18 protein-coding genes and 2 pseudogenes are annotated in these 26760 nt (G+C 72.2%); 12 read left to right on the forward strand and 8 right to left on the reverse strand.

The genetic code is table 11. From position 1 onward, the window contains the following. Positions 1 to 280 precede the first annotated feature (280 nt). From IE106_RS08450 to pglZ, 3 genes are all read left to right on the forward strand, one after another. On the forward strand, positions 281 to 1156 hold the full coding sequence (locus IE106_RS08450) for a hypothetical protein (protein ID WP_189531545.1): 876 nt from the start codon (positions 281 to 283) through the stop codon (positions 1154 to 1156). Between the two features lie 775 nt (positions 1157 to 1931). Next, entirely contained in the window at positions 1932 to 5828 is a 3897-nt protein-coding gene (pglY, locus tag IE106_RS08455) for a BREX-2 system ATPase PglY (RefSeq protein WP_189531547.1), read from the forward strand. Continuing rightward, positions 5825 to 8755: a BREX-2 system phosphatase PglZ gene (gene pglZ, locus IE106_RS08460; RefSeq protein ID WP_189531549.1), complete on the forward strand. Its 2931-nt coding sequence runs from the start codon at positions 5825 to 5827 to the stop codon at positions 8753 to 8755. Before pglY ends, pglZ begins: the two co-directional genes overlap by 4 nt. A 254-nt stretch (positions 8756 to 9009) precedes the next feature. On the opposite strand, the gene IE106_RS08465 is transcribed toward pglZ, so the two are convergent. From IE106_RS08465 to IE106_RS08475, 3 genes are all read right to left on the reverse strand, one after another. After that, positions 9010 to 10062 (reverse strand): CBS domain-containing protein, encoded by a 1053-nt coding sequence (locus IE106_RS08465; RefSeq protein ID WP_189531551.1) that lies wholly within the window; start codon positions 10060 to 10062, stop codon positions 9010 to 9012. Continuing rightward, complete coding sequence (locus tag IE106_RS08470; RefSeq protein WP_189531554.1) at positions 10059 to 11876, reverse strand: DUF262 domain-containing protein; 1818 nt, start codon at positions 11874 to 11876, stop codon at positions 10059 to 10061. The genes IE106_RS08465 and IE106_RS08470 overlap by 4 nt, the downstream gene beginning before the upstream one ends. A gap of 219 nt (positions 11877 to 12095) precedes the next feature. Then, positions 12096 to 12311 carry a hypothetical protein gene (locus IE106_RS08475; protein WP_189531556.1) on the reverse strand — a complete coding sequence of 72 codons (216 nt, stop codon included), beginning with the start codon at positions 12309 to 12311 and terminating at the stop codon, positions 12096 to 12098. A 906-nt stretch (positions 12312 to 13217) separates the two neighbouring features. On the opposite strand from IE106_RS08475, the gene brxD reads away from it, so the two are divergent. Both brxD and IE106_RS08485 read left to right on the forward strand, forming a co-directional pair. Next, entirely contained in the window at positions 13218 to 14567 is a 1350-nt protein-coding gene (gene brxD, locus IE106_RS08480) for a BREX system ATP-binding protein BrxD (RefSeq protein WP_189531559.1), read from the forward strand. Then, positions 14567 to 16765, forward strand: a complete 2199-nt coding sequence (locus IE106_RS08485; RefSeq protein ID WP_189531561.1) for a DEAD/DEAH box helicase — start codon at positions 14567 to 14569, stop codon at positions 16763 to 16765. Before brxD ends, IE106_RS08485 begins: the two co-directional genes overlap by 1 nt. A gap of 207 nt (positions 16766 to 16972) precedes the next feature. Here the strand turns inward: IE106_RS08485 and IE106_RS30950 are convergent, their stop codons facing one another. Continuing rightward, positions 16973 to 17278 (reverse strand): RICIN domain-containing protein, encoded by a 306-nt coding sequence (locus IE106_RS30950; protein WP_373295929.1) that lies wholly within the window; start codon positions 17276 to 17278, stop codon positions 16973 to 16975. A gap of 12 nt (positions 17279 to 17290) precedes the next feature. Beyond that, positions 17291 to 18301 (reverse strand): annotated as a pseudogene (locus IE106_RS08490) (glycosyl hydrolase); the annotation flags it as partial. 367 nt (positions 18302 to 18668) lie between these two features. Here IE106_RS08490 and IE106_RS08495 point away from each other — a divergent pair. The 3 genes from IE106_RS08495 to IE106_RS08505 all read left to right on the forward strand — a co-directional run bounded on the left by IE106_RS08495 (position 18669) and on the right by IE106_RS08505 (position 21184). Beyond that, positions 18669 to 19112 carry a DUF3093 domain-containing protein gene (locus tag IE106_RS08495; protein ID WP_189531562.1) on the forward strand — a complete coding sequence of 148 codons (444 nt, stop codon included), beginning with the start codon at positions 18669 to 18671 and terminating at the stop codon, positions 19110 to 19112. A gap of 138 nt (positions 19113 to 19250) precedes the next feature. Continuing rightward, a complete protein-coding gene (locus IE106_RS08500; RefSeq protein ID WP_189531564.1) occupies positions 19251 to 20528 on the forward strand; it encodes a sensor histidine kinase in 1278 nt (425 codons plus the stop codon). Beyond that, positions 20516 to 21184, forward strand: coding sequence for a LuxR C-terminal-related transcriptional regulator (locus tag IE106_RS08505; RefSeq protein WP_189531566.1), 669 nt, complete (start codon positions 20516 to 20518; stop codon positions 21182 to 21184). The genes IE106_RS08500 and IE106_RS08505 overlap by 13 nt, the downstream gene beginning before the upstream one ends. A gap of 188 nt (positions 21185 to 21372) precedes the next feature. On the opposite strand, the gene IE106_RS08510 is transcribed toward IE106_RS08505, so the two are convergent. Continuing rightward, entirely contained in the window at positions 21373 to 22506 is a 1134-nt protein-coding gene (locus tag IE106_RS08510) for a glycosyltransferase family 4 protein (RefSeq protein ID WP_189531568.1), read from the reverse strand. Between the two features lie 420 nt (positions 22507 to 22926). Here IE106_RS08510 and IE106_RS08515 point away from each other — a divergent pair, with 420 nt between their 5' ends. The 4 genes and pseudogenes from IE106_RS08515 to IE106_RS08530 all read left to right on the forward strand — a co-directional run bounded on the left by IE106_RS08515 (position 22927) and on the right by IE106_RS08530 (position 24806). After that, entirely contained in the window at positions 22927 to 23448 is a 522-nt protein-coding gene (locus tag IE106_RS08515; protein WP_373295921.1) for a DUF5753 domain-containing protein, read from the forward strand. Then, complete coding sequence (locus IE106_RS08520) at positions 23445 to 23630, forward strand: DUF397 domain-containing protein (RefSeq protein ID WP_189531570.1); 186 nt, start codon at positions 23445 to 23447, stop codon at positions 23628 to 23630. The genes IE106_RS08515 and IE106_RS08520 overlap by 4 nt, the downstream gene beginning before the upstream one ends. A 122-nt stretch (positions 23631 to 23752) precedes the next feature. After that, entirely contained in the window at positions 23753 to 24241 is a 489-nt protein-coding gene (locus IE106_RS08525; protein ID WP_189531572.1) for a GNAT family N-acetyltransferase, read from the forward strand. 42 nt (positions 24242 to 24283) lie between these two features. After that, a pseudogene (locus tag IE106_RS08530) lies at positions 24284 to 24806 on the forward strand (GNAT family N-acetyltransferase). A gap of 90 nt (positions 24807 to 24896) precedes the next feature. Here the strand turns inward: IE106_RS08530 and IE106_RS08535 are convergent. Further along, the gene (locus IE106_RS08535; protein ID WP_189531574.1) at positions 24897 to 25760 is read right to left on the reverse strand and encodes a carbohydrate ABC transporter permease; all 864 of its coding nucleotides are present in this window, start codon (positions 25758 to 25760) and stop codon (positions 24897 to 24899) included. After that, a complete protein-coding gene (locus tag IE106_RS08540; protein WP_189531576.1) occupies positions 25757 to 26740 on the reverse strand; it encodes a carbohydrate ABC transporter permease in 984 nt (327 codons plus the stop codon). Before IE106_RS08540 ends, IE106_RS08535 begins: the two co-directional genes overlap by 4 nt. Between the last annotated feature and the right edge of the window lie 20 nt (positions 26741 to 26760).

The following is a 26760-nucleotide window of genomic DNA, read 5'->3' on the forward strand; positions in this document are numbered from 1 at the left end:
GCGGCGCCGATCGCAGGGCCCCCGGCGGGCACACGCTCGCCGGGGGTCCGCGCATGTCCGCCCCGCAACGCCTTCTGCCGCCTTGGCGCCGTGCTCTCCGGGTGCCCGCGCCGACATGGGCTGGCGCGGCAGTCGACGTCCGCCTGCAGGTGCCTTCCCAGGCGGCGCCGGCACCATGGTGGATCCGGCTGACGCCCCCTCCGTCACGCCCATGACGAGGTCGCAGCGGAGCTGCCGCAGTCCGGCCCGGGGAACGCCTGAGCTGCTGTAGGTTCCTGCCATGACACAGGGCAAAGAGGTCGAGAACCCCGAGTCGCGCTTCTTCGCGGTGCTGTTGGCGGCGGCCAAGTTCCCCGGTGTGCGCATCGACCGGGAGGCGTACCTCCGGTCGGCGCTGGCGCGCCACTGCACCGAGGACGAGATCCGCAGGGCGATCGAGGAGACCCCCGCGGCGGCGGGCATCACCGTCGACGTGCTGGAGAAGGCGGCCAACGACTCCATCCGCTACGAGACGGCGAAGGTCAGCGCCCTGTCCGCCGCCGCCGGGATACCCGGCATCCTCGCCCTCCCCGCCACCGTGCCCGCCGACACGGCACAGTACGTCGGCCACATGCTGCGCATCGCGCAGAAGCTCGCCTACCTCTACAGCTGGCCCGATCTGTTCTCCGGCGAGGGCGAGGACGTCGACGATGCGACCAAGGCGGTGCTCACGCTGTTCTTCGGCGTGATGGTCGGCACCAAGTCGGCGAACACCGCCGTGGGCAAGGTCGCGGGGATGATGGCGAAGGAGGTCGCCAAGAAGCTGCCCAGGAAGGCACTCACCCATGGGGTCGTCTACCCCCTGGTGAAGAAGGTCGCGAGCCACCTCGGCATCAAGATGACGACGCAGTCCTTCGCGACGACCGTCTCGAAGGCCATCCCCCTCATCGGGGCCGCCGTCTCCGGCGGACTCACCTTCGCGACCTACCTTCCGATGGCCAAGAGGCTCAAGAAGCACCTCGCCGGCCTGCCCCTGGCGGACCCGTCGCACCGAGCGGCGGACGGGGACGTCGTGGACGGCGAAGTCGTGGAAGAGTACGAGACTTTCGCCCCGGCACACGCCGAACAGCACGGCGCCGACACCACCGCCCCCGAGCTGGAGGGCCCCAGGCCCTGACGCCGCGAGCCACCTCCTGGTATCGGGCGGGGCGGCCGATGCGGCGGGCGTTCTCGTCGCCGCAGGGGCGGTGGTCCGTCGGCATGAGGGCCGGCCCCTCCCCTGTCTTCCTGATCACCGCCACTCGCGCGGACCCGTCGGAGCACCGGGCCCCCGCGGCGGGGCCAGGGGGGACGATCCCCCGGTCGGAGACGTCGTGGCTTTCGGGTCGAGTACCCGGTCGTGCTCGCCGCCCGGCGGCTCCTCTCCGAGACCCGTGCCGCGCTCGGAGGCGTGGAGGAGAGGACCGCGTTGATGCCCGACGCGGTCGAGCGGAGGAACGCGGCCTGGGCCCCGAGCCCCCCTGCAGGGTCGCGAGCCGGCGCCTGCCGGACGCCCACCGGCCGGGGAGAACGGTGGCCGCAGTGCCCGGCGGGACCGGGGCGGCCCGCACGGACCGTGCGTGAGGGCGTACGGCACGGAGTCGACGGGACTGCCGATGTAGGGTGCTGTGCGCAGGCCGTACGGGTGACGTTCAGTACGAGGGGGACGAAGAGTGCAGACGCCGCGAACCCGCTCGACCTGAGCCGGCCGACGCCGTGAGCGCCGCCCCCGCCCGGTCACCGCACAGCCGGATCCGTCCCCGCCACCGGCCGGGACGGCCGGCCCGCCGCACCGGCCACCCGCACCTCTGAGCCCCACTTCTCGGACCGGCCCCGGGCCTCGGCGGCGAACCCCGCACGACACCGTGTACGAGCAGCAGCACCGACCACCGTCAGGGAGAGCGAGACCCGCAATGGCCCAGTCGCCCCTCCTCCGCGATGTCATCGACATCAAGGAGTCCATCTCCACCTCGGACTTCGTGCTGTCCCTCGCCGAGGCGACGACGCCCGAGGGCGCACAGCACGCGCTCAAGGACTACGTGGTCACCGAGCGGCTGCTGGAGAACTTCGACGAGGCGCTGGCCCTCATCAAGTCCGCACTGGACGGGCACCGGTCCAAGGCGGCGTACCTCCACGGCTCGTTCGGTTCCGGTAAGTCGCACTTCATGGCAGTGCTGTACGCGCTGCTCAGCGGCAACCCGGCGGCCCGCGCCCGTACCGAGTTCGACCCGGTGCTGACCAGGCACGACTGGCTGAGCACGGACGGCAAGAAGTTCCTGCTGGTGCCGTACCACATGCTCGGTGCGAAGGCCCTGGAGCAGCGGGTGCTCGGCGGGTACGTGCGCCACGTCAAGAAGCTGCACCCGGAGGCCCCGACCCCGCAGGTGTACCGGACCGACTCCCTCTTCGACAACATCCGCGCTCAACGTGCCACCTACGGCGACGAGGCCGTCATCCGGGGCCTGGGCGGCGGTGGCGACGCCGCCGACGGCGAGGAGGACGAGTGGGGCGAGGGCTTCGCCTGGACCCCGCAGCTCCTCGACACCGCGCTCGCCGCCGAGGAGAACCACGAGGCAGGCGTCCCGCTCAACCTCACCAACCCCTCCACCCCGGTCGAACTGCGCGCCAAGCTGGTCAACGACGCCGGCACCAACCTCCTGCCCGGTTTCGCCAAGAACGCCGCCGAGGACGAGCACGGCTTCGTCTCCCTGGACGCCGGTCTGTCCGTCATCGCCGAGCACGCCAAGTCGCTCGGCTACGACGGCCTGATCCTGTTCATGGACGAGCTGATCCTGTGGCTGGCCACCCTCATCCACGACCAGAAGTTCGTGGCGCGGGAGGCCAGCAAGATCACGAACTTCGTGGAGGGCGGCGACGCCCGCCGGGCCATCCCGGTCGTGTCGTTCATCGCCCGCCAGCGCGACCTGCGCGAGCTGGTCGGCGAGGAGGTGTCCGGCGCGGCCGAGTCGTCCATCCAGGACACCCTGAACCTGGCCTCCGGCCGGTTCGACAAGATCACCCTGGAGGACCGCAACCTCCCGCAGATCGCCCACGCACGCCTCCTCAAGCCGAAGGACGCCGAGGCGGACCGGCTCATCAGCGCGGCCTTCGAGCAGACCAAGCGGGTCGGCCCGCAGGTCTGGGACACCCTGCTCGGCTCGGAGAAGGGCACCACCGGCGCGGACGCCGAGTCGTTCCGGCTGACGTACCCGTTCTCACCGGCGTTCATGGACACCCTCGTCCACATCTCGTCCGCGCTGCAGCGCTCCCGTACCGGTCTGAAGCTGATGGGCCAGCTCCTCGCCGACCACCGCGACGAGATCCGCCTCGGACAGCTCGTCCCCGTCGGCGACCTCTACCCGGTGATCGCGCAGGGCGGCGACAAGCCGTTCACCGACAGCCTGAAGGTCGTCTTCGAGGCCGCCGACAAGCTGTACAAGACCAAGCTCCGGCCGTACCTGCTCAGCTCGTACGACATCACCGAGGACGACGTCGAGCAGTACCGCAACCGGCCCGAGTCCCTCACCGACCCGAAGAAGCTCAGCGGCTGCCGCATGTTCACCGGCGACAACCGGCTCGTGTGCACCCTGCTGCTGTCCGCGCTCGCCCCCAGCGTGCCCGCGCTGTCCGAGCTGACCATCCGGCGGCTCGGCGCGCTCAACCACGGCTCGGTCCTCGCGCCCATCCCGGGCGCCGAGGTCGGCATCATCAAGAACAAGGTCGCCGAGTGGGCCGCCCGGTTCCCGGAGATCAAGGAGACCGGCACCGACGCCAACCCCGGCGTACGGCTGGAGCTCTCCGGCGTCGACGTGGACTCCGTCATCGCCAACGCCCAGGTCAACGACAACCCCGGCAACCGCGTCGCGCTCGCCCGCCGCCTGCTCTCCGAGGAGTTGGGGGTCGAGCACGGCCAGTTGAGCGACCAGCTCGGCTTCACCTGGCGCGGCACCGCCCGCACCGCCGAGATCGTCTTCGGTAACGTCGCCGACGAGGACGAGCTGCCCGACCACGACCTGATGCCCCAGGAGGAGGGCCGCTGGCGCATCGCCATCGACCTCCCCTTCGACGAGGGCGAGTGGGGCCCGGTCGAGGACGTCAACCGCATCCGGCGGCTGCGCGAGCGCCAGCAGGGCGAGCGGTCCCGCACCGTCGCCTGGCTGCCCGCGCACCTGTCCGCGCAGCGCTTCGCCGACTTCCGGCGCCTCGTCGTCATCGACAAGGCCCTCGCCGACGAGCACCGCTTCGACACCCAGTACGCCGGCCACCTCAACGCCGACAACCGCAGCCGCGCCAAGGGCCTCCTGGAGACCCAGCGCGAGGCGCTGCTCAAGCAGGTCAAGGGCGCTTTCAAGCAGGCGTACGGCCTCGCCCAGAAGCAGGCCGCCGACGTCGTGCCCGACTTCGACGACCACCTAGTCGCGCTGCCCGACGTCGACGGTCTCACCCTGGCTTTCGGACAGAGCCTGCACGACGGCATCCGGCACGTCGCGGGCAAGCTGCTCGCCCACCAGTACCCGGCCCACCCCGACCTCGACCCCGACGCCACCGGTACGGCCGTCAAGCCCACCGACACCAGGAAGGTGTTCACCCACGTCCGGGCCGCCGCCGAGGCCCGCGACGGCCGGATCGAGGTCCCGGCCGCCGACCGCAAGCTGATGCAGCGCATCGCCGGACCCCTGCGCCTGGGGCAGCAGAAGGAGGCGTACTTCGAGCTGTCCCGCTACTGGGCCGACCACTTCCGCCAGCAGGCCAGCTCCCAGGGCGTCACCGGGGACCTGTCCCTGATCACGCTCACCGACTGGACCGACAAGCCGGACCCGCGCGGCCTGCCCGACTTCCTCGCCCGGCTCGTCGTCGCCTCCTTCGCCGAGATGGACGACCGGGTCTGGGTGCGCGGCGGCAGCGTCCTCGACCCCGCGCCCGAACTGTCCGCGATCAAGGACCACGACGCGCTGCGCAGCCAGCCGCTGCCCGCCGAGTCCGCCTGGGACACGGCACGTCAGCGCTTCGAGACGATCTTCGGGGCGAAGCCGCCCGCGCTGCGGCGCGGCCGCATGGTCAACCAGTTCGCCCGCCAGATCATCGAGGCCGCCCGCGACCACCGGGACCACGCCGCCGACCTGGTGCACCAGCTGGAGGCGCACGCCTCCTTCCTCGGCCTCGACCAGACCGCCGACACCGGGCGGCTGGCCCTCGCCCGCCGCTCCCTGGAACTGCTGGACGCGCTCACGGCGGAGGCCGGGAAGGGCGCGGCCGGGGCGAAGAAGACCGTGGAGGCCCTCGCCTCCTTCGACCTGGGCGAGACCAGCGCCGACCGGTACGGCACCTCCGTCAAGAAGGCCCGTGCCGTCGCGGAGGCCGTCGCCTCCGCGCCCTGGGGCACCCTGGAGCTCGCCGCCGGGCTCGGCCCCGAGGGTGAGGCGCTGCTCGACTCGCTGCGCAACGTCGCCCGCGACGACCAGCGCACCGCCGACCTGCGCGACGCCCTGGTCCGTACCCAGCGCGAGGTCGTCGCGCTGATCAAGCACAGCCAGGCGGCCGCCACCCCGCCGCCCGCCCCCGTCGTGCCCCAGCCCTCCTCGGCCGGCGACCTGTCCCTGGACACGCCGACCAGCGACCCGCGGATCCCGTACACCCAGCCGCAGGAGACGCCCCCGCCCTCCCCGGCGAGCGGCGGCACTGCGCGGAAGTCGGGGCGTCGCAGCACGACCGTGCGCCGGGCCGTCGCCGACCTCCAGGCGGAGCTGTCCGAACTGGCCGCCCGCCATCCCGACGCGACCATCGAGATCAGCTGGAAGGTCGTCGAATGACGGACACCGTCGCCGCCGTCCCGGGTGCGGTCCGGCTGAACACCGCGACCGTCACCCAGTACCTGTCCTCGCAGTCCTCCCTCGCTGCCTCCCTGACGGGGGACGACGGGAGCAGGCGCCGGGTCGTGCTGCTGCGGTCCGCACCCCAGTGGGACGGTCCCGCCGAACCCGTCTGGGGCGAGGGCCGCACGGCCGGCGTCGTGGTGGCCCCGTCCCCGCTCGCCGTGCACGAACTCGTCCTCGACCACCTGGCGGGGCGCCGCCCCGGCCCCGCCGTCCTGGTCGTCCTCACCGACCGGGAGCAGCACGAACTCGACCCGGCGATCCTCGCCCGCGTCCACAAACTGCGCATCGACGCGGTCGACAGCTGGGACGTCGTCCGTGAGGCGTTCGGCGCCCGGCAGATAGACCCGCGTCTCAAGGACGTCAACTGGGCCGCCGAGGCCCTGCTCGACGCCACCCCGCCGACCACCGGCGGCTGGCCACCCGTACCCGGCGGCTGGCTGTCCCGCCAGTACGCCCTCACCGCGCTCGCCCAGCGCCGCCTGCGCCTCGGCCGCTACGACACCGAGGGAGGCACGCGCCGCCCCGGTGACGACCGGCTCGACGCGCAGGCCCTGCTGCACTGGTCGACCCGGCCCGGCGCCCCCGAACGGCTCCTGGCCCTGCGCGGCCCCGAGCGCGCCGGTCTGACCGCCTTCCTCGGCGAGGAGGACCAGGCGGGACTCGCCGGACGCGCCCTGCTCGCCCTCGTCGACGCCGAGCGCGGCGCGGACGCCACCGCTTTCGGCCTCGTGTGCGCGGCCCTGTGGCAGCACGCCGAGCCCGCCCCCGAGACGTACCGGGCCCGGGGCCGCGCCGAACGCTACTTCGGCGACCAGCCCCCGGCGGCCGGTGAACAGCTCGACGCCCTGGTGACCGTCTTCGGCCGGGCCGCCGAGGAGTACGTCACCACGCTGCTCGCGGTCGGACACCGCGCCAGTGGCACCGACACCGACCAGGAACGCGAGGCGCGCCGCACCACCGGCATCGTGCTCGACCGGGCGTCCGTACTGGCCCGCCAGTTCGGCGCGGAGCAGGCCGCGGAGGCGAGCCCCGTCCTGCGCGGCGGGCTCGACGCCCGGTTCACCGCCGTCGGTCACGCCCTCACCGCCGGTGACCCGGCCGCGGTGGCGGACGCCGTACGGAAGGTGGAGGAGCACCGGCTCGCCACCGAGCCGGAGGAGGCCGCCCGCATCGAACGCGCCCGCATGGGACAGCGCCTCGCCCGCTGGCTGGCCACCGACCCGCCCACCGGCGCGCCCACCATCGCCGACGCCCTGCAGCGGCACGTCACCGAGACCGGCTGGGTCGACCTCGCCCTGGAGCACATCGAGGCCGGCGGCGACCCGGACCCCGCGCTCAAGACCGCCTACGACACCCTCGGCGCCCGCGTCAGGGACCGGCGCCGGCAGATCGACGCGTCCTTCGCCCGGTCCCTGGCCTCCTGGACACAGGCCGGCACCCAGCCCGGCAGCATGCTCACCGTCGAGACCTTCCTCGACCGCGTGGTCGGACCGGTCGTCCGGCACGGCGAGGAACGGCGGATACTGCTGCTCGTACTCGACGGCATGAGCGCCGCCATCGCGAACGAACTCGGCGAGGAACTGCGCCGCTCCTGGGCGGAGTTCGACCCGCTGCCCGAAGGCGGCGCCCCGCACCGGCGGGCGATGGCCGCGGCTCTGCCCACCGTGACGGCGGTGTCCCGCACCTCGCTCTTCGCGGGCACCCTGATGAAGGGCACCCAGGCCGACGAGAAGCGGCTCTTCCCCACGCTGAAGCTGTGGGGTGGGGCACCGGCCGCCGTGTTCCACAAGGACGATCTGCGCACCGAGACCGCGGGCGAGACCTTCGGCCCGGCGCTCACGGAGGCACTCACCGACGGCAGGACGCACGTCGCCGTCGTCCTCAACGCCATCGACGACCGGCTCGCCAAGGAGCAGAAGCTCGGCGACGGCGCCTGGCGGGTGGACGACGTCCCCGGCCTGCGCGACCTGCTGCAGGTCGCGGCCGCTCAGGGCATGGCCGTCCTCATCACCAGCGACCACGGTCACGTCGTCGACCGGCACGGCGCCAGGGTCGCCACCGCCGCCGACCCCGCCTCCGCCCGCCACCGACCGCCCGGTGACGGCCCGCTTGCCGAACGGGAGATCGCGCTGACCGGTCCGCGCGTGGTGTGGCCCGAGCCCGGCGCGTCGATCGTCGCCCTGTGGGACGCCGACTCCCGCTACACCGCCCTCAAGGCCGGCTACCACGGCGGGGCCTCACTCGCCGAGTTCACCATCCCGGTGCTCGCCTTCCTGCGCTTCGGTGCGCAACCTCCGAAGGGATGGCGGGAGCTGGAGGACCAGCGGCCGACCTGGTGGGCTCCGGAAGGGACGGGGAGAACGCCACTGCCTGGCGGGTACACCGCTCAACCGGCCGTCGACGCGGCAGCTGCTGCTCCGAAGAAGCCGAGCGGGAAGGTGCAGAAGAAGCAGGCGGAACTCGCGCGGACGCACGAGGCGCTGTTCGACGTGGAGCTGACCGCCGGGGGAGAGGACGCCCTGCTCACGCCGACGATCGTCTCGCGGACCGAGGCGCTCGTGAAGGCGCTGCTCGACTCGGAGACGTACCAGGGGCAGCTCGGCGGACTGGCCCGCAAGCCGCAGCAGGAGCAGGTCCACAAGGCACTCGCCGCCCTGCTCGACGCGGGCGGCACCCTGCCGGTCACCGCGCTCGCCCAGCGCGCGGGCATGCCCACCGGCCGAAGCGACGGCTTCGCCGCCGTCCTGCGGCAGCTCCTCAACTACGACGGCGTGCAGGTCCTGGAGACCCTGCCGGACGGTCGCACCCTACGGCTCCACGAGCCGCTGCTGTGTGAGCAGTTCGACCTCGGAGCGGGCTGACGAGACGGCCCGGGGCGCCTCCGGACCCTGTCCTGGAGGCGCCCGGGGTGCGGTCCGTCGCCGGGCGGCGGTCTCCCCCGCAGGAGGTGAACGCGGCCCACCGCTGCCAAGGGAGGGTCGACGCCGCTTCCTGGCGTCGGCGTACGCCGAGCACGGGGCCTGTGAGGCGCGGGAGACCCACACGAAGACGGTGTGGGCCGAGATCGCGTGCCCACACCCATGAGCCCGGCCCCACCGCCTCGCCCCACGTCACCTCACGGAGCGAACGCCCGCAGCACCTTCGCGAAGGTCGTCAGCTCGTCGAGCATCTCCTGCGGAAGCGGCTTCTCGTCGAAGTGGGCGATCCGGTTGCGGATGTCCTTCACCCGCTTCAGCAGGCCGATGAACTGCTCCCGGGGCATGTTGGGCCACTTCAGGGCCTCCCAGTTGCGGTCGGCCCGCTCGGCGAGGGACTGCTTCGTCTGGTCGCCGTCCAGGAGTTTCAGGTAGTCGCCGAACATCAGGTCCGACACCTGGCCGCTGCGCTGCTCCGCTTTCCTGTTCGTCTGGACCGCCTTGATGGCCTCCGCGTCCAGCGCCGCGCCCAGGCAGCGGCGCAGCAGCGACTCGATCTCGCCCACGATGAAGAAGGGCCGCGCAGCGCCCTCGAAGCGCTCCGTGACGTCCGCGGCGGTGACGATGCCCGACAGGCAGCCGTCGTCGCCGCGGACGAGCAGGTAACCGTGCTCGCGGATGACCGGGAGGGCGGTGAAGAACTCCTGGCGGGTGTCGGCGACGGGCAGGGAGTCCTTCTCCATGGCGTTGTCCAGTGTGGCCGGCTTACCCGCCTCGTACATCTTGGCCACGGATCCCCAGGTGACGACCCCGTGGACCTGCGCCATGCCGGTGGTCACCGGCACCTGGGAGAGCCCCTTCGTGCGCATCAGGAAGGTCGTCTGGGACAGGGGCGTGCCGGGACCCACGGACACCAGGCCGCGCCGCGCCGACGGGATGTCACCGAGCAGCAGCCGCTGCGGCAGGGCGTTCGAGGGCAGGGCCTCGTCCGTCGCGTCGGCCTCCTCGTCCGCGTCGGCGGCCGCGCGCTGCGGGGGGACGGAGGCCAGGGGCACCACGTCGACGGTGCTGCGCAGGCCGCAGACCGCGAAGTCCGGCAGCGTGGTCAGCCCGGCGTCCGTCAGCGCCTGCGAGATGCGGTGCACCGAGCGGTGGTCGCGGACCCTGACCTGGAACAGGTCGAGGATCTCCTGCACGGACACGGTCCTGCCCTTGAGCGAGGAGGCGTCCCGCTCGTGCGGCCTGGTCGTCATCGGACGTCACCCTCCGGCAGGTCGCGGAGCATCGTCCTCTTGCCCATGGCGGAGTGCACGAGGTCCTGCAACTGCTTGGAGCGGTCGCGGTAGAAGCGCTCGTAGTCGTTCTCGCGCAGCGCGTCCGGATCGATCAGGTGGGTGTTCAGGACGTCGTCGAACCACTCGGGGCGCATGTCGGACGCGGCGATCATCGTGGACAGGTACGACGACGGCGCCCCCGCCATGTCCATCGCGGCACGGTAGGACAAGGGAGTCTTGTTCACGATCGAACTCGTGGGCAGACCAGCGCTGTTGCCCCGCCGGAACCACGTCTTGGGGAAGATCTGCCGGACGTCCACGCCGTACTCGTCCAGCCTGCCGGGACTGAGCGGGGCGTCCGTGTAGTGCCAGTCCACCGCGCCCTGCTTGATCAGCAGGGCGTAGATCCCCTTGTAGGCGGCGCTGTTGCGAGTGGTGAGGGTGTCGAGGCGGTCAGTGAAGAAGAACGCCTCCGTGACCGTCTCGGGTGCCCTCTCGTCCTGCCCGATCCAGGGGACGAGCTGTTCGACGTCCTTGGTGAAGCGCGTCTCCGTGGAGCCGCCGTACATCTCACCGAGAACCCCGCACCAGTACCACTGCTCGATCTTCTCCTCCGCCCCCAGGCCGTCCATCCCCGTGTCGAGGATCGCGCGGACGGCCGCGAGCGGGACGAGCTGGGTCTTGTACGGCAGGTCGGCCGGGCGGACGATGCACTGCCGCTCCAGGAAGTCGCCCACCCACGCGAAGGCGTCGGCGAGCTTGGGCGCCAGGCGGACGAAGTCGGCCAGGGGGAGGTCCAGCAGGTCGCGGCGCTTGCAGGACACCGTGGCCCCGAGGCCCTCCTGCTTGCGCTCCCAGGTGCGCACCAGGGCGATGGCCTGCAGGAAGTCGATGCTGCTCAGCCCGTTCTCCAGGCCGCTGTCCAGGCGGCCGAAGACCGGGTACTTGCTCGCCAGCCCTTCCTTGATCTCCCGCCACACCTCGGGAAGCTGGTAGTAGTCCCCGGTCCGCTCCACGTAGTCGCGGTCCCCGGCGTAGGTCGCGGTGAGCAGTTCGAAGACGTTCAGGGGCACGCCGCCCGTGTTGACCCGCTCGAACACCGCGCAGACGGCGTCCATGGAGGTGGAGGCGGCCAGCCGGATCATCGGGACCTGGAAGGCGCGGACCTGCTGGAGGACCGCCTCGTCGAACTGGCCCCACAGGTCCCAGTTCCGATCCTCGTCCGCCTTGATGTACGCCTTCTTCCACTCGTTCACGCGCTGGGCGTCGAAGACGAAGTGGAGGGGGAAGAGACCGGCCGCGCACTCGGCCTCGGTGGTGCTCAGGTCCAGCACCACGGTGCGGTTGAAGTCCGTCCGGAGCACCTTGTCGGCCGGCACGGACACGATGGCCTCGTCGCGGTCCGCGGACGGCCCGACGGCCTTCGCGATGTCGACGTAGTACCACCGCTGGATGGGCTTGCCCCGAGCGTCCGCCGTCTCCACCGGGGCGTCCAGCCACAGGGCCTGGAAGAGGGAGGTGAGGCGCTGCTGCCCGTCCAACAGCAGGAGGTCGGCCGCCGGGTCACCGTCCGGCCGGGCGCCGGTGAGGGTCCGGGAACGGAACCGGGTGGCGCCGCCGGTCTGCAACGTCATCACGACGCCGAGCGGGTAGTCCAGCGTGACCGTCGCGATGATCGCCCGGATGCGGTCGTCGTCCCACTTCCAGTTCCGCTGGAAATCGGGCAACTGCAAGGAACCCGAGGCGACATCCGCCAGGACGTCCTTCAGCTTCACGTTGTCGAGCGCCGCCATGTGACTCCACTTCCCGCCTTGTTGCCTGTACGGAGAGTGATTCCAGCAGCGTCTTCCGGTGACCGTCAACCGGTTCGCCGAAGAACGAGACCAGCGCGAACACCGATCGGCCGGGCTTCGGGACCACGGACGCGAAGGGGACGACGGCGACTCGCCGCGGCCTGTGCCGAACATGGCAGACAGGGGCGGCCCACTTCCAGCAGGCCGCCCCTGAAGGCGCTACGCGTCGCGCTTCACGTGGTGGAGCACGTTCATCCCCGCACTGAGGACGGCGATGAACGCACCACCGCTGCTCGTGAGGGTCGCCAGCGGGCTGACGCCGAACGCCATCGTCGTGACGGCGGTGCCGAGAGAGACCACACCGGACACGAGGGCGACGATGGTGATGTCACGCGCCGGGTGGTGGCACGTCTGAGGGGTCGAGTTGGCCGACACCGTTCCTCCATTGACTTGTTGCTCGTTTGTGGAAAAGGGCATGGGTCACCGAGGTGAGAGCCCCTCCCCGCGACGCGCAGACGAGCTCTACGAAGCCCGTAACCAGCCGGTGGCTGATCGGAGTGCGCGTAACGAGTGAGTCAAAGAGTCCTCCGGGAACGCAGGTGTCGGCCTGTGAGCCCTATCTTGCCCTCAACTTCCTTGACGAGCATGCTGGTTGAGAGGGATGGCCGAATGCCGCTGGTACGTTGTCCCGACAGCGACCTTCGATCGGGTGGTGACCCGGTCGGTCTCTGTTTCAGGGTTCACACCCGACTGCGTCCCGGGTGAACTCTTCGAGTGGCTGGTGGACCAGGACGGGCCGACGAGCGGAGGAGCCCTGCCCGGTGGCCTCCAGGTGCATGCTGCGGCGCCTGGTGCCATGCTTCGTCCAGGTCTGGTGTGGTCCGGGCGGTGGCGCGGCGACCAGTCGGACCGTGGTGTATGCGCGCAGGGTGCGGCCGGTACGGTGCAGGCCGATCTGCCGGCGGCCTCGTCCTCCACGAAGATTGGTCCGGTACTCGCGATCCGTCGGGCGAACCCAGGCGTCCTTCAGAGCGGCGTGGACATGCCGTTCCCGGATGCTCCCGAAAAAGTCGCGGTGTCCAGACGGATCACGGGGTGGGCTCGCAGTCGGACGGCGGCGGAGCCGACGACCGAGCGGCCACGGCGGTAGGCAGTCGCCGCCGGGTGCAGCTGGAACCTGGTCGGAAGGTGCTGAAGGTGGGCCAGGTCTCTCCGTTGCACCCCCGGACCGGAGGGCCCATCGCAAGGTATGGCCCTTGAGCCCCGCCGGCTGCGGAGTGCTCACCGGCATCGCCCCCGATCCCGCTCGGCAGCGCTCCCCGAGATGGAACACTGGTAGACGTGAGCACCACCGGATCCAAGCGCCCCGCCCAGGTGAGCGCCGCACGCCGCCGCACCGTCATCGACGCCCTGCGCCGCGGGGCCGTACCCGAGAGCGGGCTCGACCTGCTGGCCACCGGGCTCGACCGGTTCGAGGCGGCCCTCGACGCGGAACTGGACGCGGTGGCGTCCGGCGGCTCCGTGTTCAAGGCCGTGCGCGGTGAGTACGGGTCCGGCAAGACGTTCTTCACCCGCTGGCTGGGGGAGCGGGCCAAGCGCCGCAACTTCGCCGTGGCCGAGATCCAGGTCTCGGAGAACGAGACCCCGCTGCACAAGCTGGAGACCGTCTACCGGCGGCTCACCGAGCGCCTCAGCACCTCCAGCTTCCCACCCAGCGCCCTGCGCCCGGTGGTGGACGCCTGGTTCTACGCCTTGGAGGAAGACGCCCTCGCAGCCGGCGCGACCGAGGACGAGCTGCCCGGCGAGGTGGAGAAGCTACTCGTCGCGCGCCTCGCCGAGGTGTCCCGGCACGCCCCGTCCTTCGCCACCGCCCTGCGTGGCTACCGCGCGGCCCTCGCCGACGGCGACGAGGCGACCGCCGCAGCCGTGCTGGCGTGGCTCGGTGGCCAGCCGCACGTCGCCGCCTCCGCCCGCCGGTCCGCCGGGGTGCGCGGCGACCTCGACCACTTCGGCGCCCTCGGCTTCCTGCAGGGCCTGCTGACCGTGCTCCGCGACTCCGGGCACACCGGGCTCTTCGTGGTCCTCGACGAGGTCGAGACACTGCAACGGGTCCGGTCCGACGCCCGTGACAAGGCGCTCAACGCGCTGCGGCAGCTCATCGACGAGGTTCACTCCGGCCGTTTTCCCGGCCTGTACCTCGTCGTCACCGGCACCCCCGCCTTCTACGAAGGCCAGCAGGGCGTGCAGCGGCTCGCCCCGCTCGCCCAGCGGCTCGCCACCGACTTCACCACCGACCCGCGCTTCGACAACCCCCGCGCGGTGCAGATTCGGCTGCCCGGTTTCACCCAGGAGTCCCTGATCGGCCTCGGTGGCACCATCCGGGACCTGTACGCGGACGCCGCCGTGTCGCCCGAGCGCGTACGGACGGTCGTCGACGACGCCTATGTCGCGGACCTCGCGCGGGCCGTCGGCGGGGCGCTGGGCGGGAAGGTCGGGGTGGCCCCCCGGCTGTTCCTGAAGAAGCTCGTCGGGGACGTCCTGGACCGGGTGGACCAGTTCGACGACTTCGACCCCCGGCAGCATTACAAGCTGACGGTGGCGAGCAGCGAACTCACCGATGTGGAGCGGAACCTGGCCGCCACGGTCGCCGGCGGTTCCGCGTCCGCCGACGACATCGACCTGGAGCTGTGATGGCGGACGCCGACGACCCGGCCGGGGCGGGGCCTGCCAAGGGAGGGGCCGACGTCCTCGACCGGCTCGACCCCGTCGTCCTGCACCACATCGTCAACACCCTCGGCTGGCCCGACCTGCGCCCCCTCCAGCGGGAGGCGATCGCACCGCTCATGGACGGCCAGGACGCCGTGCTGCTGGCCCCGACGGCGGGTGGCAAGACCGAGGCGGCCTGCTTCCCGCTGCTCTCGGCGATGGCGGAACAGAAGTGGACCGGTACCTCGGTGCTGTACCTGTGTCCGCTCAAGGCACTCCTCAACAACCTCGTCGGCCGCGTCGACGCCTACGCCCAGTGGCTGGGGCGGCGCGCCGTGCTCTGGCACGGCGACACCAAGGAGTCGCAGCGGCAGCGCGTCCGTACCGAGGCCCCCGACGTCCTGTTGACCACGCCCGAATCACTCGAGGCGATGCTGATCGGTGTCAAGACCGACCACGCCCGGTTGCTGGGCACCGTACGTGCCGTCGTCGTCGACGAGGTGCACGCCTTCGCGGGCGACGACCGGGGCTGGCACCTGCTCGCCGTACTCGAACGGCTGGAACGGATCACCGGGCGGTCCATCCAGCGCATCGGGCTCTCGGCGACCGTCGGCAACCCCGAGCAACTGCTGCGGTGGCTGCAAGGAGCCGGCGCCGGGAGCCGTCCAGGGCGCGTCATCGCCCCAGGGGTGCACCTGCCCGCGTCCGGGGACGCCGGCAAGACCGCCACCGACTCCTCCCGCAGGCCCGCCGGTGAGGTGGAACTCGACTACGTCGGCTCCCTGGACAACGCCGCGAAACTCATCGCCGCCCTCCACCGAGGGGAGAAGCGGCTCGTCTTCTGCGACTCGCGGGCCCAGGTCGAGCAACTGGGCGCCGCGCTCCGCGCCCGCGAGGTGACCGTCTTCCTGTCCCACGCCTCCCTCTCCGTCGACGAGCGCACCCGATCCGAGCAGGCCTTCGCCGAAGCGCGCGACTGTGTCATCGTCTCCACCTCCACCCTCGAACTCGGCATCGACGTCGGCGACCTGGACCGTGTCATCCAGATCGACTCACCGGCCTCCGTCGCCTCCTTCCTGCAGCGCATCGGCCGCACCGGTCGACGACCCGGCACCGTACGCAACTGCCTGTTCCTCACCACCCGCAAGGGCACGCTGCTGCAGGCGGCGGGCCTGCTGCTCCTGTGGTCGCGCGGCTGGGTCGAACCGGTCCTCCCCCCGCCCGAGCCGCGCCACCTGGTGGCCCAGCAGCTCCTCGCCGTCACCCTGCAGCAGCACAAGCTCGGCGACCGGATGTGGGACCGGCAGTGGAACGGCCTCGCCCCCTTCGACCGGTCCGCCGCCCCCATCCTGCGCCACCTCACCGAGGAGGGCTTCCTCGACAGCGACGGCGGCCTGCTGTTCGTCGGTCCCGAGGCGGAACGCCGCTTCGGCAGGCGGCACTTCATCGAACTCACCGCGTCCTTCACCGCGCCACCACAGTTCACCGTCCTGTCCGGGCGCACCGAGATCGGCCGCACCGATCCGACGGTCCTCACCGAGGAACGCCCCGGCCCTCGGCGGCTGCTGCTCGGCGGGCGCAGCTGGCAGGTCACCTACATCGACTGGACGCGCAAGCGCGTCTTCGTCGAGCCCGTGGACGGTGGCGGCATCGCCAAGTGGATGAACGGCGGTGTCGCGGGCCTCTCGTACTCCCTCACCCGCGCGATGCGCGAGGTGCTGCTGGGCACGGACCCGCCCGTCGCCCTCACCCGGCGTGCCGAGGCGTGTCTGACGGAACAGCGTGAGACCGACGCACCCGACACCGTGCACCCGGGCGGCACGCTGATCACACGCGTCGGCAGTGACGTGCGCTGGTGGACCTGGGCCGGCTACCGAGCCAACGCCACCCTCGCGGCCACCCTCCCGTCGGCCGCCGACCCCTTGCAACGCCCCACCGACTGCTGGCTGCGCCTGCGCGAGGACCTCACCCCGGCCGACTGGCGCGCGGCCCGGGAGGGTGTCGGCGAAAGCCTCGTCCTGCCCGACGTGGACCGCCGAGCCGTACGCGGACTGAAGTTCTCCGCCGCACTCCCCGAACGCCTCGCCGTCGCCACCGTCGCGGCACGACTGGCCGACTTCCCCGGGGCCCGATCCGTGCTGTCGGAACCCGTACGCCTCGTCGACGCGAGCGGTTCCGTGTGAGGCGTGTGTCCTGCGAAGGCGCGAAGCAGGTACTGAAGGCGACTTCCGGCCCGCGGCACTTCGGTCACCCGCCCCTGCCCGTGAAACGTCCCCGCGCCCGCCTGCTCCGGCGACATGCGCGAAAGCGGTGGAACCGTGGCGCCGGGCCGGTGCCGGGGTGTGGTCCCGGCGCCGGCCCCGCGGGTGGGTGGTGGTCGCGTCGGGGGGTCAGGTCGTCGGCGGTGTCCACCGCTGGTTGGCGTTGCCGGTGCGGTTCCAGACCTGCGACCGGGTGCGGTCCGCCGGGTCGTGGCCCGTCACGTCGGGGCACCTGCCGGACTGCGGGTCGCGCAGCGACCTGGTCGAGGTGTCGTACCGCCACTGCTGCGCGCCGCCGCCGTTGCAGCTCCACGGCCGGACGGGTGCGCCGTCGGCCGTGCCGCAGCCGGCGACGTCCGCGCACTTGCCGGCCGGGCCGGTGATCGGTCCGGTGCGGGGGGCCGGGGAGGTGCCGCCCGCGGCGGGGAGCCTCACCTCGCCCTGGTTGAGGACGCGCGGGTGGAAGTAGGCGGCCTGGATCTCGGCGTTGGTGTTGTTCCCCCGCAGCTGCTCCGACCAGATCATGAAGTACGCCCAGCGGGTCTGGCTGCCGAGCAGCGCGGAGTCGGGGACCTTGCCCATCTCGGCCAGGGCGATCGGCTTGCCGCGGGCGATGTCCTGCATCTGCCGGTAGTCGGACGCGCTGGGGTGGTTCTTGTACCAGACGTCGAGCGACACGACGTCGACGTAGGCGTCCCCCGGGTAGTAGTCCGCCCAGCGGCCCTCGGGGTTGTCCTGCACGTTCCACACCCAGACGAGGTTGTCCAGGCCCTTGGCCGCGAGGTGGTCGCGGGTGATCCGGTAGAGCCGCGCGCCGCCGTCGGGGCCCGGGCGGTGCCCCCACCAGTTCCACGTCTCGTTCATCTCGTGCAGCGGGCGGAACAGGACGGGCACGCCCGCCGCCTTCAGCTGCTGCAGGTAGGGGACGGCCTCGTCGAGGCGGCGCTTCCACGCGGTGTTCAGCGCCGTGCCGGCGGTGACGACCTGGGCGAACTGCGCGTCGGTGATGCGGGACTTGACGCCGCCGTCGAACTCGCAGGAGCTGCCCGTCGTCGGCGGGCAGACGTGCCAGGTCAGCGTCACCAGCGAGCCGTTGGCCCACTCCGTCTTCGCCTGGTCGACCACCCGCTGCCGGTTGGCGACGTCCTCGGCCCGGAACATCAGGTCGCCGCCCCACAGGCCCGGGTACTGCCCGGTGACGTCCTTGACCTGCTGGGTGTACTGGCCGGGGCCGGCGGCGGGTTCCTTGTTGTGCTGGCCGGACACGATGCCCGAACCCGTCAGGGCGCGCAGGTAGTCGAGCACCTGCTGCCGGGAACCGCCGGGGAAGGCGTGGGCGTTCGGCGTGGTGCCCCACACGAGGAGCGCGACCACGGCGAAGGCGAGGAGACGGGCGCCGAGCGCCGCGGGGGGTACGGCCGACGGGGAGGTTCGGTGACGTCGTCGGGGGGTGGACATGGGGCCTCCGTGACCGAGAGAGGGGGCGGTGGGGGTGGAACGACGTGCGATGGCCGCACACTCTGCAGGCTGAGGACATCGTTGTCCAGACGTTCCGTCGGTTGAGTGAGGTTTTAGTAATTTCGACTGTTGGTTTAGTGGAGATGCTGGTAGGAGAGCTGTACCGGTCTACGGACGACGGGGGAATTCGACGTCTACGGTGGGCGCCGGGCCCGGCGGACGCACGGGCCGACCCGGGGTGCGCGCGCCCCGCCGGATGCCCCCGGGGACGGCTCCGCGGGCGGCGCCCGTCACACCGGACGCGTCCGGTGGGTCCCGCCCGGAAGCCGGTGTGCGGGCCGCCGGACGGGGCTGACATCGTGGACGCATGCGTCTGTACGAAGAACGTCTCGGCGTGCCGCGAACGTGGCGCTGGCTCGCCGTCCTGCCGGGCGTGATGACCGCCGTCGCCCTGCTGCCCCTGGGACCCGCGGTCGCCGCCGCGGGGTTCACGGCGGTGGTGGCCCTCGCGGTCCTCGGGCTGTACGCCTACGGCGCCGCCGGCATCCAGGTGACGGGTAGTCACCTCACGGCGGGTTCGATGCGGTTCCCCCTCGCCTCCCTCGGCCTGGCGGAGATCCTGGACGCCGAGGAGGCGTTCCTCTGGCGCACCCGGCGGGCCGACGTACGCGCGGTGATGCTGCTGCGCAGCTACGTGCCGACGGCCCTGCGCATCGAGATCGACGATCCGGACCACCCCGCGCCCTACCTCCTCCTCTCCACCCGCCGGCCGACCACCCTGCTGGCGGTGCTGGCCTTCGCCCGCCGCTGACCGGTCGTCGATCGGACGCCGAGCGGTCCCGGACCACTCCGGGCCGCCCCCGGCCGTCGGCACCGGCGGCCGGGGGCGGCCCGGCCGTTAGAGTGCGGTGCACCCGCACGCCCCACGGACTTCGGAGGGATCCGCACCATGACCGTCGCCGTCTGGGACGCCGTGCGGCGGCGCCCGGGGCGTTTCGTGCTCTCCGCCTGGCCGTTGCGCTGCTGGGCGTTCCTGCTCAGCGGCACCGTCGTGGGGTACGCGGTCCTGGTCCTCTTCGCCGTCCTGGTCTTCGCCGGCCTGGCCCTGTCCGTGGTGGGCGTCGGCCTGGTCGTCCTGACGGCGGCCGCCGTCCTCGGCATCCCGGTCGCCGCCCTGGAACGGCGCCGCCTACGGCTGGTCGAACCGGAACCCCTCCCCGACCCGCACGCCCCCCTGCCCGGCGCGGGCGCCCTGCCGTGGCTGCGCACCCGGCTGCGGGAGCGGGCCACCTGGCGGGAACTCGCGTACACACTGGCCCTGGGGGTCGTCTTCACCACCACGGGGATCGGGTTCACCGCCCTGCTGGGCCTGTCGGCGATCCTGACCGCGACGCCCGTCATCGTGTGGGCCCTCGCCCCCGACACGGTGATGCTGGTGCCCGGCCGGGCGGTCTCCGGCCCCCTGGAGGCACTGGCGGGCAGCGCCGCGGGCCTGCTCGGGCTGCTGGTCTCGGCCTACGCGGGCGGGCTGCTGGCGGGCACGCACGTGTGGGTCGCGCGGTCGCTGCTGTCGGCCCGGGAGGAGGACCTGAGCAGCCGGGTCATCGAACTGACCCGCTCCCGCGCACGGTTGGTCGACGCCTTCGAGGCCGAGCGGCGCCGCATCGAACGCGACCTGCACGACGGCGCCCAGCAGCAGCTGGTGGCCCTCACCATGACGCTGGGCCTGGCCGAGCTGGAGCTGCGCGGCCAGGACTCACCCGCCGCCCCGCTCGTCAGCCGGGCCCGGGGTGAGGCCCGCCAGGCCCTGGACCAGCTGCGCTCCCTGGTGCGCGGCATCCACCCCCAGGTCCTCACCGACCACGGCCTGCCCGCGGCGGTCGCCGAACTCGCCCTGCGCAACCCGATCCCGGTGACCGTCGACATGGACCTGCCGCACCGGCTGCCGCCGGCGGTCGAGACGACGGCGTACTTCACCGTCACCGAGGCGCTGACGAACGCCTCCAAGCACAGCGGCGCCGACGAGGTGACCGTCGTCGGCCGCCTCAGGGACGGCAAGCTGGTTCTCCTCGTCACCGACGACGGGCACGGCGGCGCCGATCCGGCCGCCGGCGCCGGTCTGCAAGGATTGGCGGACCGGGTGGCCATTCTGAGGGGGAGGCTCATCGTGACCAGTCCCGCCGGCGGGCCCACGCAGCTGCGGGTGGAGGTGCCGTGCTCCGCGTAGTGCTCGCCGAGGACGCCGTCCTGCTGCGGGCCGGTCTGGTGGAGTTGCTGTCCCGCGTCGGGCACGAGGTGACCGCCGCCGTCGGCGACGCCGAGGAACTGGCGCACGCGGTGGACGCCGACCGGCCGGACGTGGTCATCACCGACGTGCGGATGCCGCCCGGCTTCCGCGACGAGGGGTTGAAGGCGGCGCTGGACCTGCGGGGCCGGCACCCGGGCCTCCCGGTGCTGGTGCTGTCGCAGTACGTCGCCACGGCGTACGCGACCCAGCTGTTCAGCGGCGGTCCGCCGACCGACGGGGGCCTGGGGTACCTGCTGAAGGACCGGGTCGGGGAGGTCACGGACTTCCTCGACGCGCTGGAACGGGTCGCCGCCGGGCAGACCGTGATCGACCCGGAGGTGATCCGGGTGCTGCTGCGGCAACGGACGGCGGACGAGCCGCTGCGGCGCCTCACCCCCCGGGAGCGGGAGGTGCTCGCCCTGATGGCGGAGGGGCTCAACAACCAGGCCGTCGCACAGCGGCTCACCATCACGGAGGCGTCGGTGGTCAAGCACGCCGGCAACATCTTCATGAAGCTGGAGCTGGACCCCGCCGAGGGCAACCGCCGGGTGCTGGCGGTCCTCGCCCACCTCCGCCGCGAGACCTCACCGATCTGACACCGGCGCTCTGACAGCGGTGGTCTGACAGCGGTGGTCTGACACCGGCGACCTGGCCGTGGTGGTCTGACACCGGTGGCGGGCGGACGCCGTCCGGACGCGTACGCCGTTCGCCCACCGGGTTCTGAAAAAGTGTCAGCCGCTGTCGTGCGCCAACCTCCAAGTGAGCTTGGGCGTGTGACGTTTCGTCAGTGATCTTGCTCCGGGGTGAGCAGCCGTGCCAGCCGCTTCGCCGAGGCGTCCCAGGACCACTGCTCCGCCACCCGCGCCCGGCCGGCCGCGCCCATCGCCGCGGCCCGCTCAGGGTCCCGCAGGATCGCCGACACGGCGCGGGCCACGTCCCGCACGTCCCTGCCGTCGACCACCGTGCCCGTCACCCCGTCGACGACCGTGTCCGGCGCACCCCCCGAGTCGCCGACGACCACGGGCAGGCCGCCGACGGCCGCCTCCAGGAACACGATGCCCAGCCCCTCCGCCTCCAGCCCCGCCTTCCGCGTCCGGCACGGCATCGCGAACACGTCGGCCGCCGCGTAGTACGGGGCGGTCGAGGCGTGGTCCAGGCCCCCGGTGAACACGACGTGCCCGTCGGCGTGCCGGCGTGCGAGCGTACGCAGCCGTGCCTCGTCCGGACCGCCGCCCACGATCACCAGCACCGCGTCCGGCACGGTCCGCCGGATGTACGGGAGCGCCCGTATCAGCGTGTCCTGGCCCTTGCGCGCCACCAGCCGCGAGACGCACAGGACGACCTTCCGGTCCGCGATGCCGTGCCGCTCGCGGACCTGCCGCGCCCGGTCGGGCGCGGGCCGGAACGCCGCCGCGTCCACGCCCGGCACCAGCCGCACCAGTTCGGCCCGCGGCCCCAGGGCGGGCGCGATGCGGCGCCGGGTGTACTCGCCCAGGTACGTGACGACGTCGACGTGGTCGCCGATGCGCCGCATCACCCGCCGGGCGCCCGGGGTGCGGGCCCACCAGATCTCGTGGCCGTGCGTGGTGGCGACCGTGCGCCGTACGCCGCCGCGCCGCAGCACCGGCGCCATCGCGGCCAGCGGCGCGGCGGCCCCGAACCAGACCCGGTCGCAGCCGTGGTGCCGGGCGATCTCCAGGGCGCGGCGGGACGCGCGGGGGGTGGGCAGCAGCATCCGGCCGGGGTCCCTGACCACCGGGAAGGGCAGGGTGGCGTCGTACGCGGCGGCGCCCGGCTCGCTCGACGTGTAGACGACCACGTCGTCGCCGGGGACGCGCGTCGCCATGGCGTGGACGAACGTCTCGATGCCGCCCTGACGGGGCGGGAAGTCGTTGGTGACGATCAGGGTGGTGCTCATGGGTGGTGGTTGCCTTCGTGGGAGGGGCGGACAGGTGGTTGCGGCAGTCGTCGGTGGCGAGGGGGGCGCTTCACCGGCGGCAGCGTCGGCCGGTCGAGGGCGCGGACGGGCGCATCCACGGTTCGGGCGGTGCGGCGGGTGCGCGCCCGGCACCCCGGGGAACCGGGACCGGGCGGGTCGTGAGGTCCGTACGGCACCACGACGGCCGGTGCTTCCACGGGGGTTCGCGTCGGCGGAGTAAGCACCCCTCCATCCCACCGGCCCCCTGCCGTCCGGTCATGACGGCCAGGTCGAGACCTGGGGGTCGGGTTTACCCGACCACGCCGGACCGCCCGGTCCGCCGCACCCGTCCCCCCGACCGGTCCGGGGAGCCGGGCGCGTGCCCGGCCGGACCCGTGGGCCCGGCTGGAGAGGACGGTGGTGAGCCTGTGCACGTACGAGTGCAGGTTGGTACCGGGGCTGTTGCAGTCGGGGGCGTACGTGCGGGCGGTGTTCCGGTACCGGATTCCACCGTTGTCCGATGAACAGCTGGAGGCCCAGGTGGCCGCCCGGCTGGAACGTCAGGAGATGTTGCGCGAACGGATCCACGTCCCGTTCGGTTTCATCGTGGAGGAGCCGGTGTTCCGGCGCTGCTTCGGTGACGCGGAGACGAGGCGCGGGATGCTCGACCACGTGTTGGCGCAGGGCGCGCGGCGCAACGTGACGCTGCAAGTCCTGCCGTTGGGGGCGGACTTGCACGCCTGCACGGATGGTCCGGTGCGGCTGCTGGGGACACCGGAAGGGCGGCGCGTGGCCTATTCCGAGGGCCAGGAGAACGGGCGGCTCATCACTGGCCCGAAACAGGTGAGCCTCCTCCACCAGCGCTGTGACACACTGCGCTCGCAGGCCCTCACCCCCAAGGACTCGCGGGACCTGTCGGAGCGACTGCGAGGAGCGCTGTGAGCACGACGGAACTCGCCTGGTTCCAGTCCAGTCACAGCGGCTCGGCGGGCGACGACTGCGTGGAGGTCGCCGTCACCGAACAGGCGGTCCACGTCCGCGACTCCAAGGACGCGGGCCGTGCCGCCCTCGCGGTCGGGCGCGAAGGCTGGGGCCGGTTCGTACGGTACGCCGCGGACCGCTGAGACGCGTCGTACCGGCCCGCCGCCCGCCCGGACCTGTGCGGGGCCGCCTTCGGCGGGCCCCGGCCCAGTGGCCGGACCGCAGCCGCCCCCACACAGCGGCCCTGACAGAGAAGAGCGACCCCATGCCGTCCCACCCGAGCAGCGCGCAGACCGTACGCGTCCGCGTGGCCACCCCCGCCGACGGCGAGGCGGTCACCGCCGTCTTCCTCGCCTCCCGGGCCGCCGCCCTGCCGTACCTGCCGAGGCTCCACAGCGCGGAGGAGACCCGCGCCTGGATCGACGGCGTGGTCCTGCCGGGCAGTTCCGTCTGGGTGGCCGAACTGGGCGATCCGGCCCGGGTCGTGGGGTTCGCCGCCCTCGACGGCACCGTCCTCGACCACCTGTACCTGCGGCCCGACGTACGGCGCCGGGGCATCGGGTCGGCCCTCCTGGAGGCCGTACGGGAAGCCTCCCCCGAGCAGTTGTCCCTCCACGTCTTCCAGCGCAACGCGGAAGCCCGCGCGTTCTACGAGCGCCACGGCTTCACCGCCGGCGTGTTCGACGACGGCAGCCGCAACGAGGAGAACGAACCGGACGTGACGTACCACTGGACCGCCGGCCGCGTCGGCTGAAAGCAGGCGGTCGGGGGGCGGGGGCGTCGTAGCGTCGGTGGCATGAACTCCGAGCACGCCTACGTCTTCCGTCCCGCCCGGCCCGAGGACGGCGCCGCCGTCGAGGCGATCGACGGGTCCTTCACCACCGACACCGTGTTCGAGGTCGCCGTGCGCGAGGACGGGTTCTCGGGACGGGGACGGGGACGGGGACGAGGACGGCGAGGACGACGGCGGGGGTGCCGGGCGGCGGGTGTTCGTCGCCGTCGCCGGGGACGGGACGGTCGCCGGGTTCGCGGCCGTCTCCCACTCCGCGTGGAACCGGCGGCTCGTCGTCGAGGACATCGAGGTCGCCCCCGCGCACCGGGGACGCGGGCTGGGGCGCGGACTGATGGAGTGCGCGGCGGAGTTCGCCCGGGAGTGCGGCGCCGTCCACCTGTGGCTGGAGGTCAGCAGCGTCAACGCCCCCGCCGTCCACGCCTACCGTCGCATGGGCTTCTCCCTCTGCGGCCTCGACGCCGCCCTGTACGACGGGACGCCGTCCCGGGGCGAGCGGGCCCTGTACATGGCCAGGCCCTGTCCCTGACCCGAAACCCCGGCCCGCCGCCCCGCCCCCGCCGCCCGCCCCCCGCGCCTGCTCCCGGCCGTGCGGCGGGGACGGGTGACGGGGCTGGCGCTACTTCGTGGCGCCCTGCGCGAACCCGTTGTAGATCCAGCGCTGGAGCAGCAGGAAGACGACGAGCGTCGGCACGATGACGAGGATCGCTCCCGCCGAGATGGCCTCCCAGTGCGCGCCGAAGGGGCCCTTGAAGCGGAACAGGGCGGTGGAGACGGTGCCGAGGTCCTCGGAGTGCAGGTAGAGGAAGGGGATGTAGAAGTCGTTGTAGGTGGTGATCCCCTTGATGATCACGACGGTGGCGATCGCCGGCTTCAGCAGCGGGAAGATGATCTTCCGGTAGATGGTGAAGGCGTTCGCGCCGTCCAGCCGGGCCGCCTCGTCCAGCGAGGTCGGGATGGAGCGGATGAACTGCAGGAAGACGTACACCGACACGATGTCCGTGCCCATGTAGAGCAGGATCGGCGCCCAGCGCGTGTCCACCAGGCCGAAACTGTTGACCACCTGGAAGGTCGCGACCTGCGTGGTGACGCCGGGCACCAGGGTGGCCACCAGGAACAGCGCCATGACCGGCCGTTTCGCCCGGAAGTCGAAGCGGTCGATCGCGTAGGCGGTCATCGAGCCGATGAGGACGGTCCCGCCGATGGAGAAGAACAGGATGAACGCCGTGTTGCCGAAGGCGGCCGGCATGCCGCCGTCGGTGAAGGCCGTGGCGTAGTTCTCGAAGTTGAGCCAGTTCCCCGGCAGGGAGAGCGCGCCGCCGTCCGCGACCTCCTCCGACGTCTTCAGGGACGTCAGGAACACCACGGCCAGCGGCAGCAGCACCACCACCGAGGCGGCGACCAGCGACAGGTAGGTCAACGCGGTCCCGACGGGAGGGCGGCGGCGCCGGGCGGGGGGTGCGGCGGCGGGGTCGGAGGTCATGTGAGGTCCACCTTGTCGTCGGGCACGAGCCGGCGCTGGATCCACGTGATCAGCAGGATGACCGCGAGCAGCACCACGGCGGCGGCGGAGGCCAGGCCGGTCTTGTTGAACTGGAAGGCGAGCTTGACCGTCTGGATGACGAAGGTCGAGGTGCCGGTCGCGCCGCCGGTCATGATGTACGGGATCTCGAAGACGGACAGGGAGCCCGAGATCGCCAGGATGACGCTGAGGCTGAGGACGGGCTTGATGCCGGGGGCGATGATGTGGCGGAACTGCTGCCACCTGCTCGCCCCGTCCAGCTGGGCGGCCTCGTAGAGCTCCCCGGGGACGGACTGGATCGCGCCGAGGAACAGGACGAAGTTCAGTCCCGTGTAGCGCCACACCGACACCCCCGCGAGGGAGGTGTTGGCGGAGGCGGGATCGCCGAGCCACGGATGGTCGGTGGTCACGCCCAGCCACGCCAGGACGGAGTCGAGCGTGCCGCCGTCCTGGAAGAAGTAGAGGAAGACGAAGCCGATCGCGACGCCGTTGATCAGGTAGGGGAAGAAGAGGATCCCCTTGAAGAGGTTGCGGAACCGCAGGTCGAAGCTGAGGACGGTGGCGAAGTAGAGCGCGACGGCGATCTGGAGGAAGGACGCCGCGAGGTAGTAGCCGCTGACGAGGAAGACGCGGAACAGCTCGGGGCGGGTGAAGATCTGCACGTAGTTGTCGAGGCCCGTGAAGTTCCGGTCCGGACTGATCCCGTCCCAGTCGGTGAAGCCGTAGAAGACCATGTTCGCCACGGGGACGTAGGTGAACGTGATCAGCAGGGCGAGCGGCAGCGCCAGGAACAGCCACGGGGTGGCCCGCCGCAGCGGGGCGTCGCGCCAGGAGCGCCGCCGGGGGCCCGTGGGCGTGCGGCCGGGACGGGCGGGGCGGCCCGTCGCTCGCGTCTTCCCCCCGGCGGCCCGCCCGGGGGCGGTGTCGGTTGTCTCGGTCATGTCGGCCTTTCGTGTCCGCG

This window comes from Streptomyces roseolilacinus, from assembly GCF_014649335.1.
Lineage (GTDB): Bacteria > Actinomycetota > Actinomycetes > Streptomycetales > Streptomycetaceae > Streptomyces > Streptomyces roseolilacinus.

Coding starts and splice junctions, on each gene's coding strand:
- IE106_RS08495 (WP_189531562.1), top strand. CDS start 18,669: ATGCGTCTGTACGAAGAACGTCTCGGCGTGCCGCGAACGTGGCGCTGG.
- IE106_RS08450 (WP_189531545.1), top strand. CDS start 281: ATGACACAGGGCAAAGAGGTCGAGAACCCCGAGTCGCGCTTCTTCGCG.
- IE106_RS08525 (WP_189531572.1), top strand. CDS start 23,753: ATGCCGTCCCACCCGAGCAGCGCGCAGACCGTACGCGTCCGCGTGGCC.
- pglY (WP_189531547.1), top strand. CDS start 1,932: ATGGCCCAGTCGCCCCTCCTCCGCGATGTCATCGACATCAAGGAGTCC.
- IE106_RS08465 (WP_189531551.1), bottom strand. CDS start 10,062: ATGACGACCAGGCCGCACGAGCGGGACGCCTCCTCGCTCAAGGGCAGG.
- IE106_RS08485 (WP_189531561.1), top strand. CDS start 14,567: ATGGCGGACGCCGACGACCCGGCCGGGGCGGGGCCTGCCAAGGGAGGG.
- pglZ (WP_189531549.1), top strand. CDS start 5,825: ATGACGGACACCGTCGCCGCCGTCCCGGGTGCGGTCCGGCTGAACACC.
- IE106_RS08540 (WP_189531576.1), bottom strand. CDS start 26,740: ATGACCGAGACAACCGACACCGCCCCCGGGCGGGCCGCCGGGGGGAAG.
- IE106_RS08470 (WP_189531554.1), bottom strand. CDS start 11,876: ATGGCGGCGCTCGACAACGTGAAGCTGAAGGACGTCCTGGCGGATGTC.
- IE106_RS08535 (WP_189531574.1), bottom strand. CDS start 25,760: ATGACCTCCGACCCCGCCGCCGCACCCCCCGCCCGGCGCCGCCGCCCT.
- IE106_RS08510 (WP_189531568.1), bottom strand. CDS start 22,506: ATGAGCACCACCCTGATCGTCACCAACGACTTCCCGCCCCGTCAGGGC.
- IE106_RS08500 (WP_189531564.1), top strand. CDS start 19,251: ATGACCGTCGCCGTCTGGGACGCCGTGCGGCGGCGCCCGGGGCGTTTC.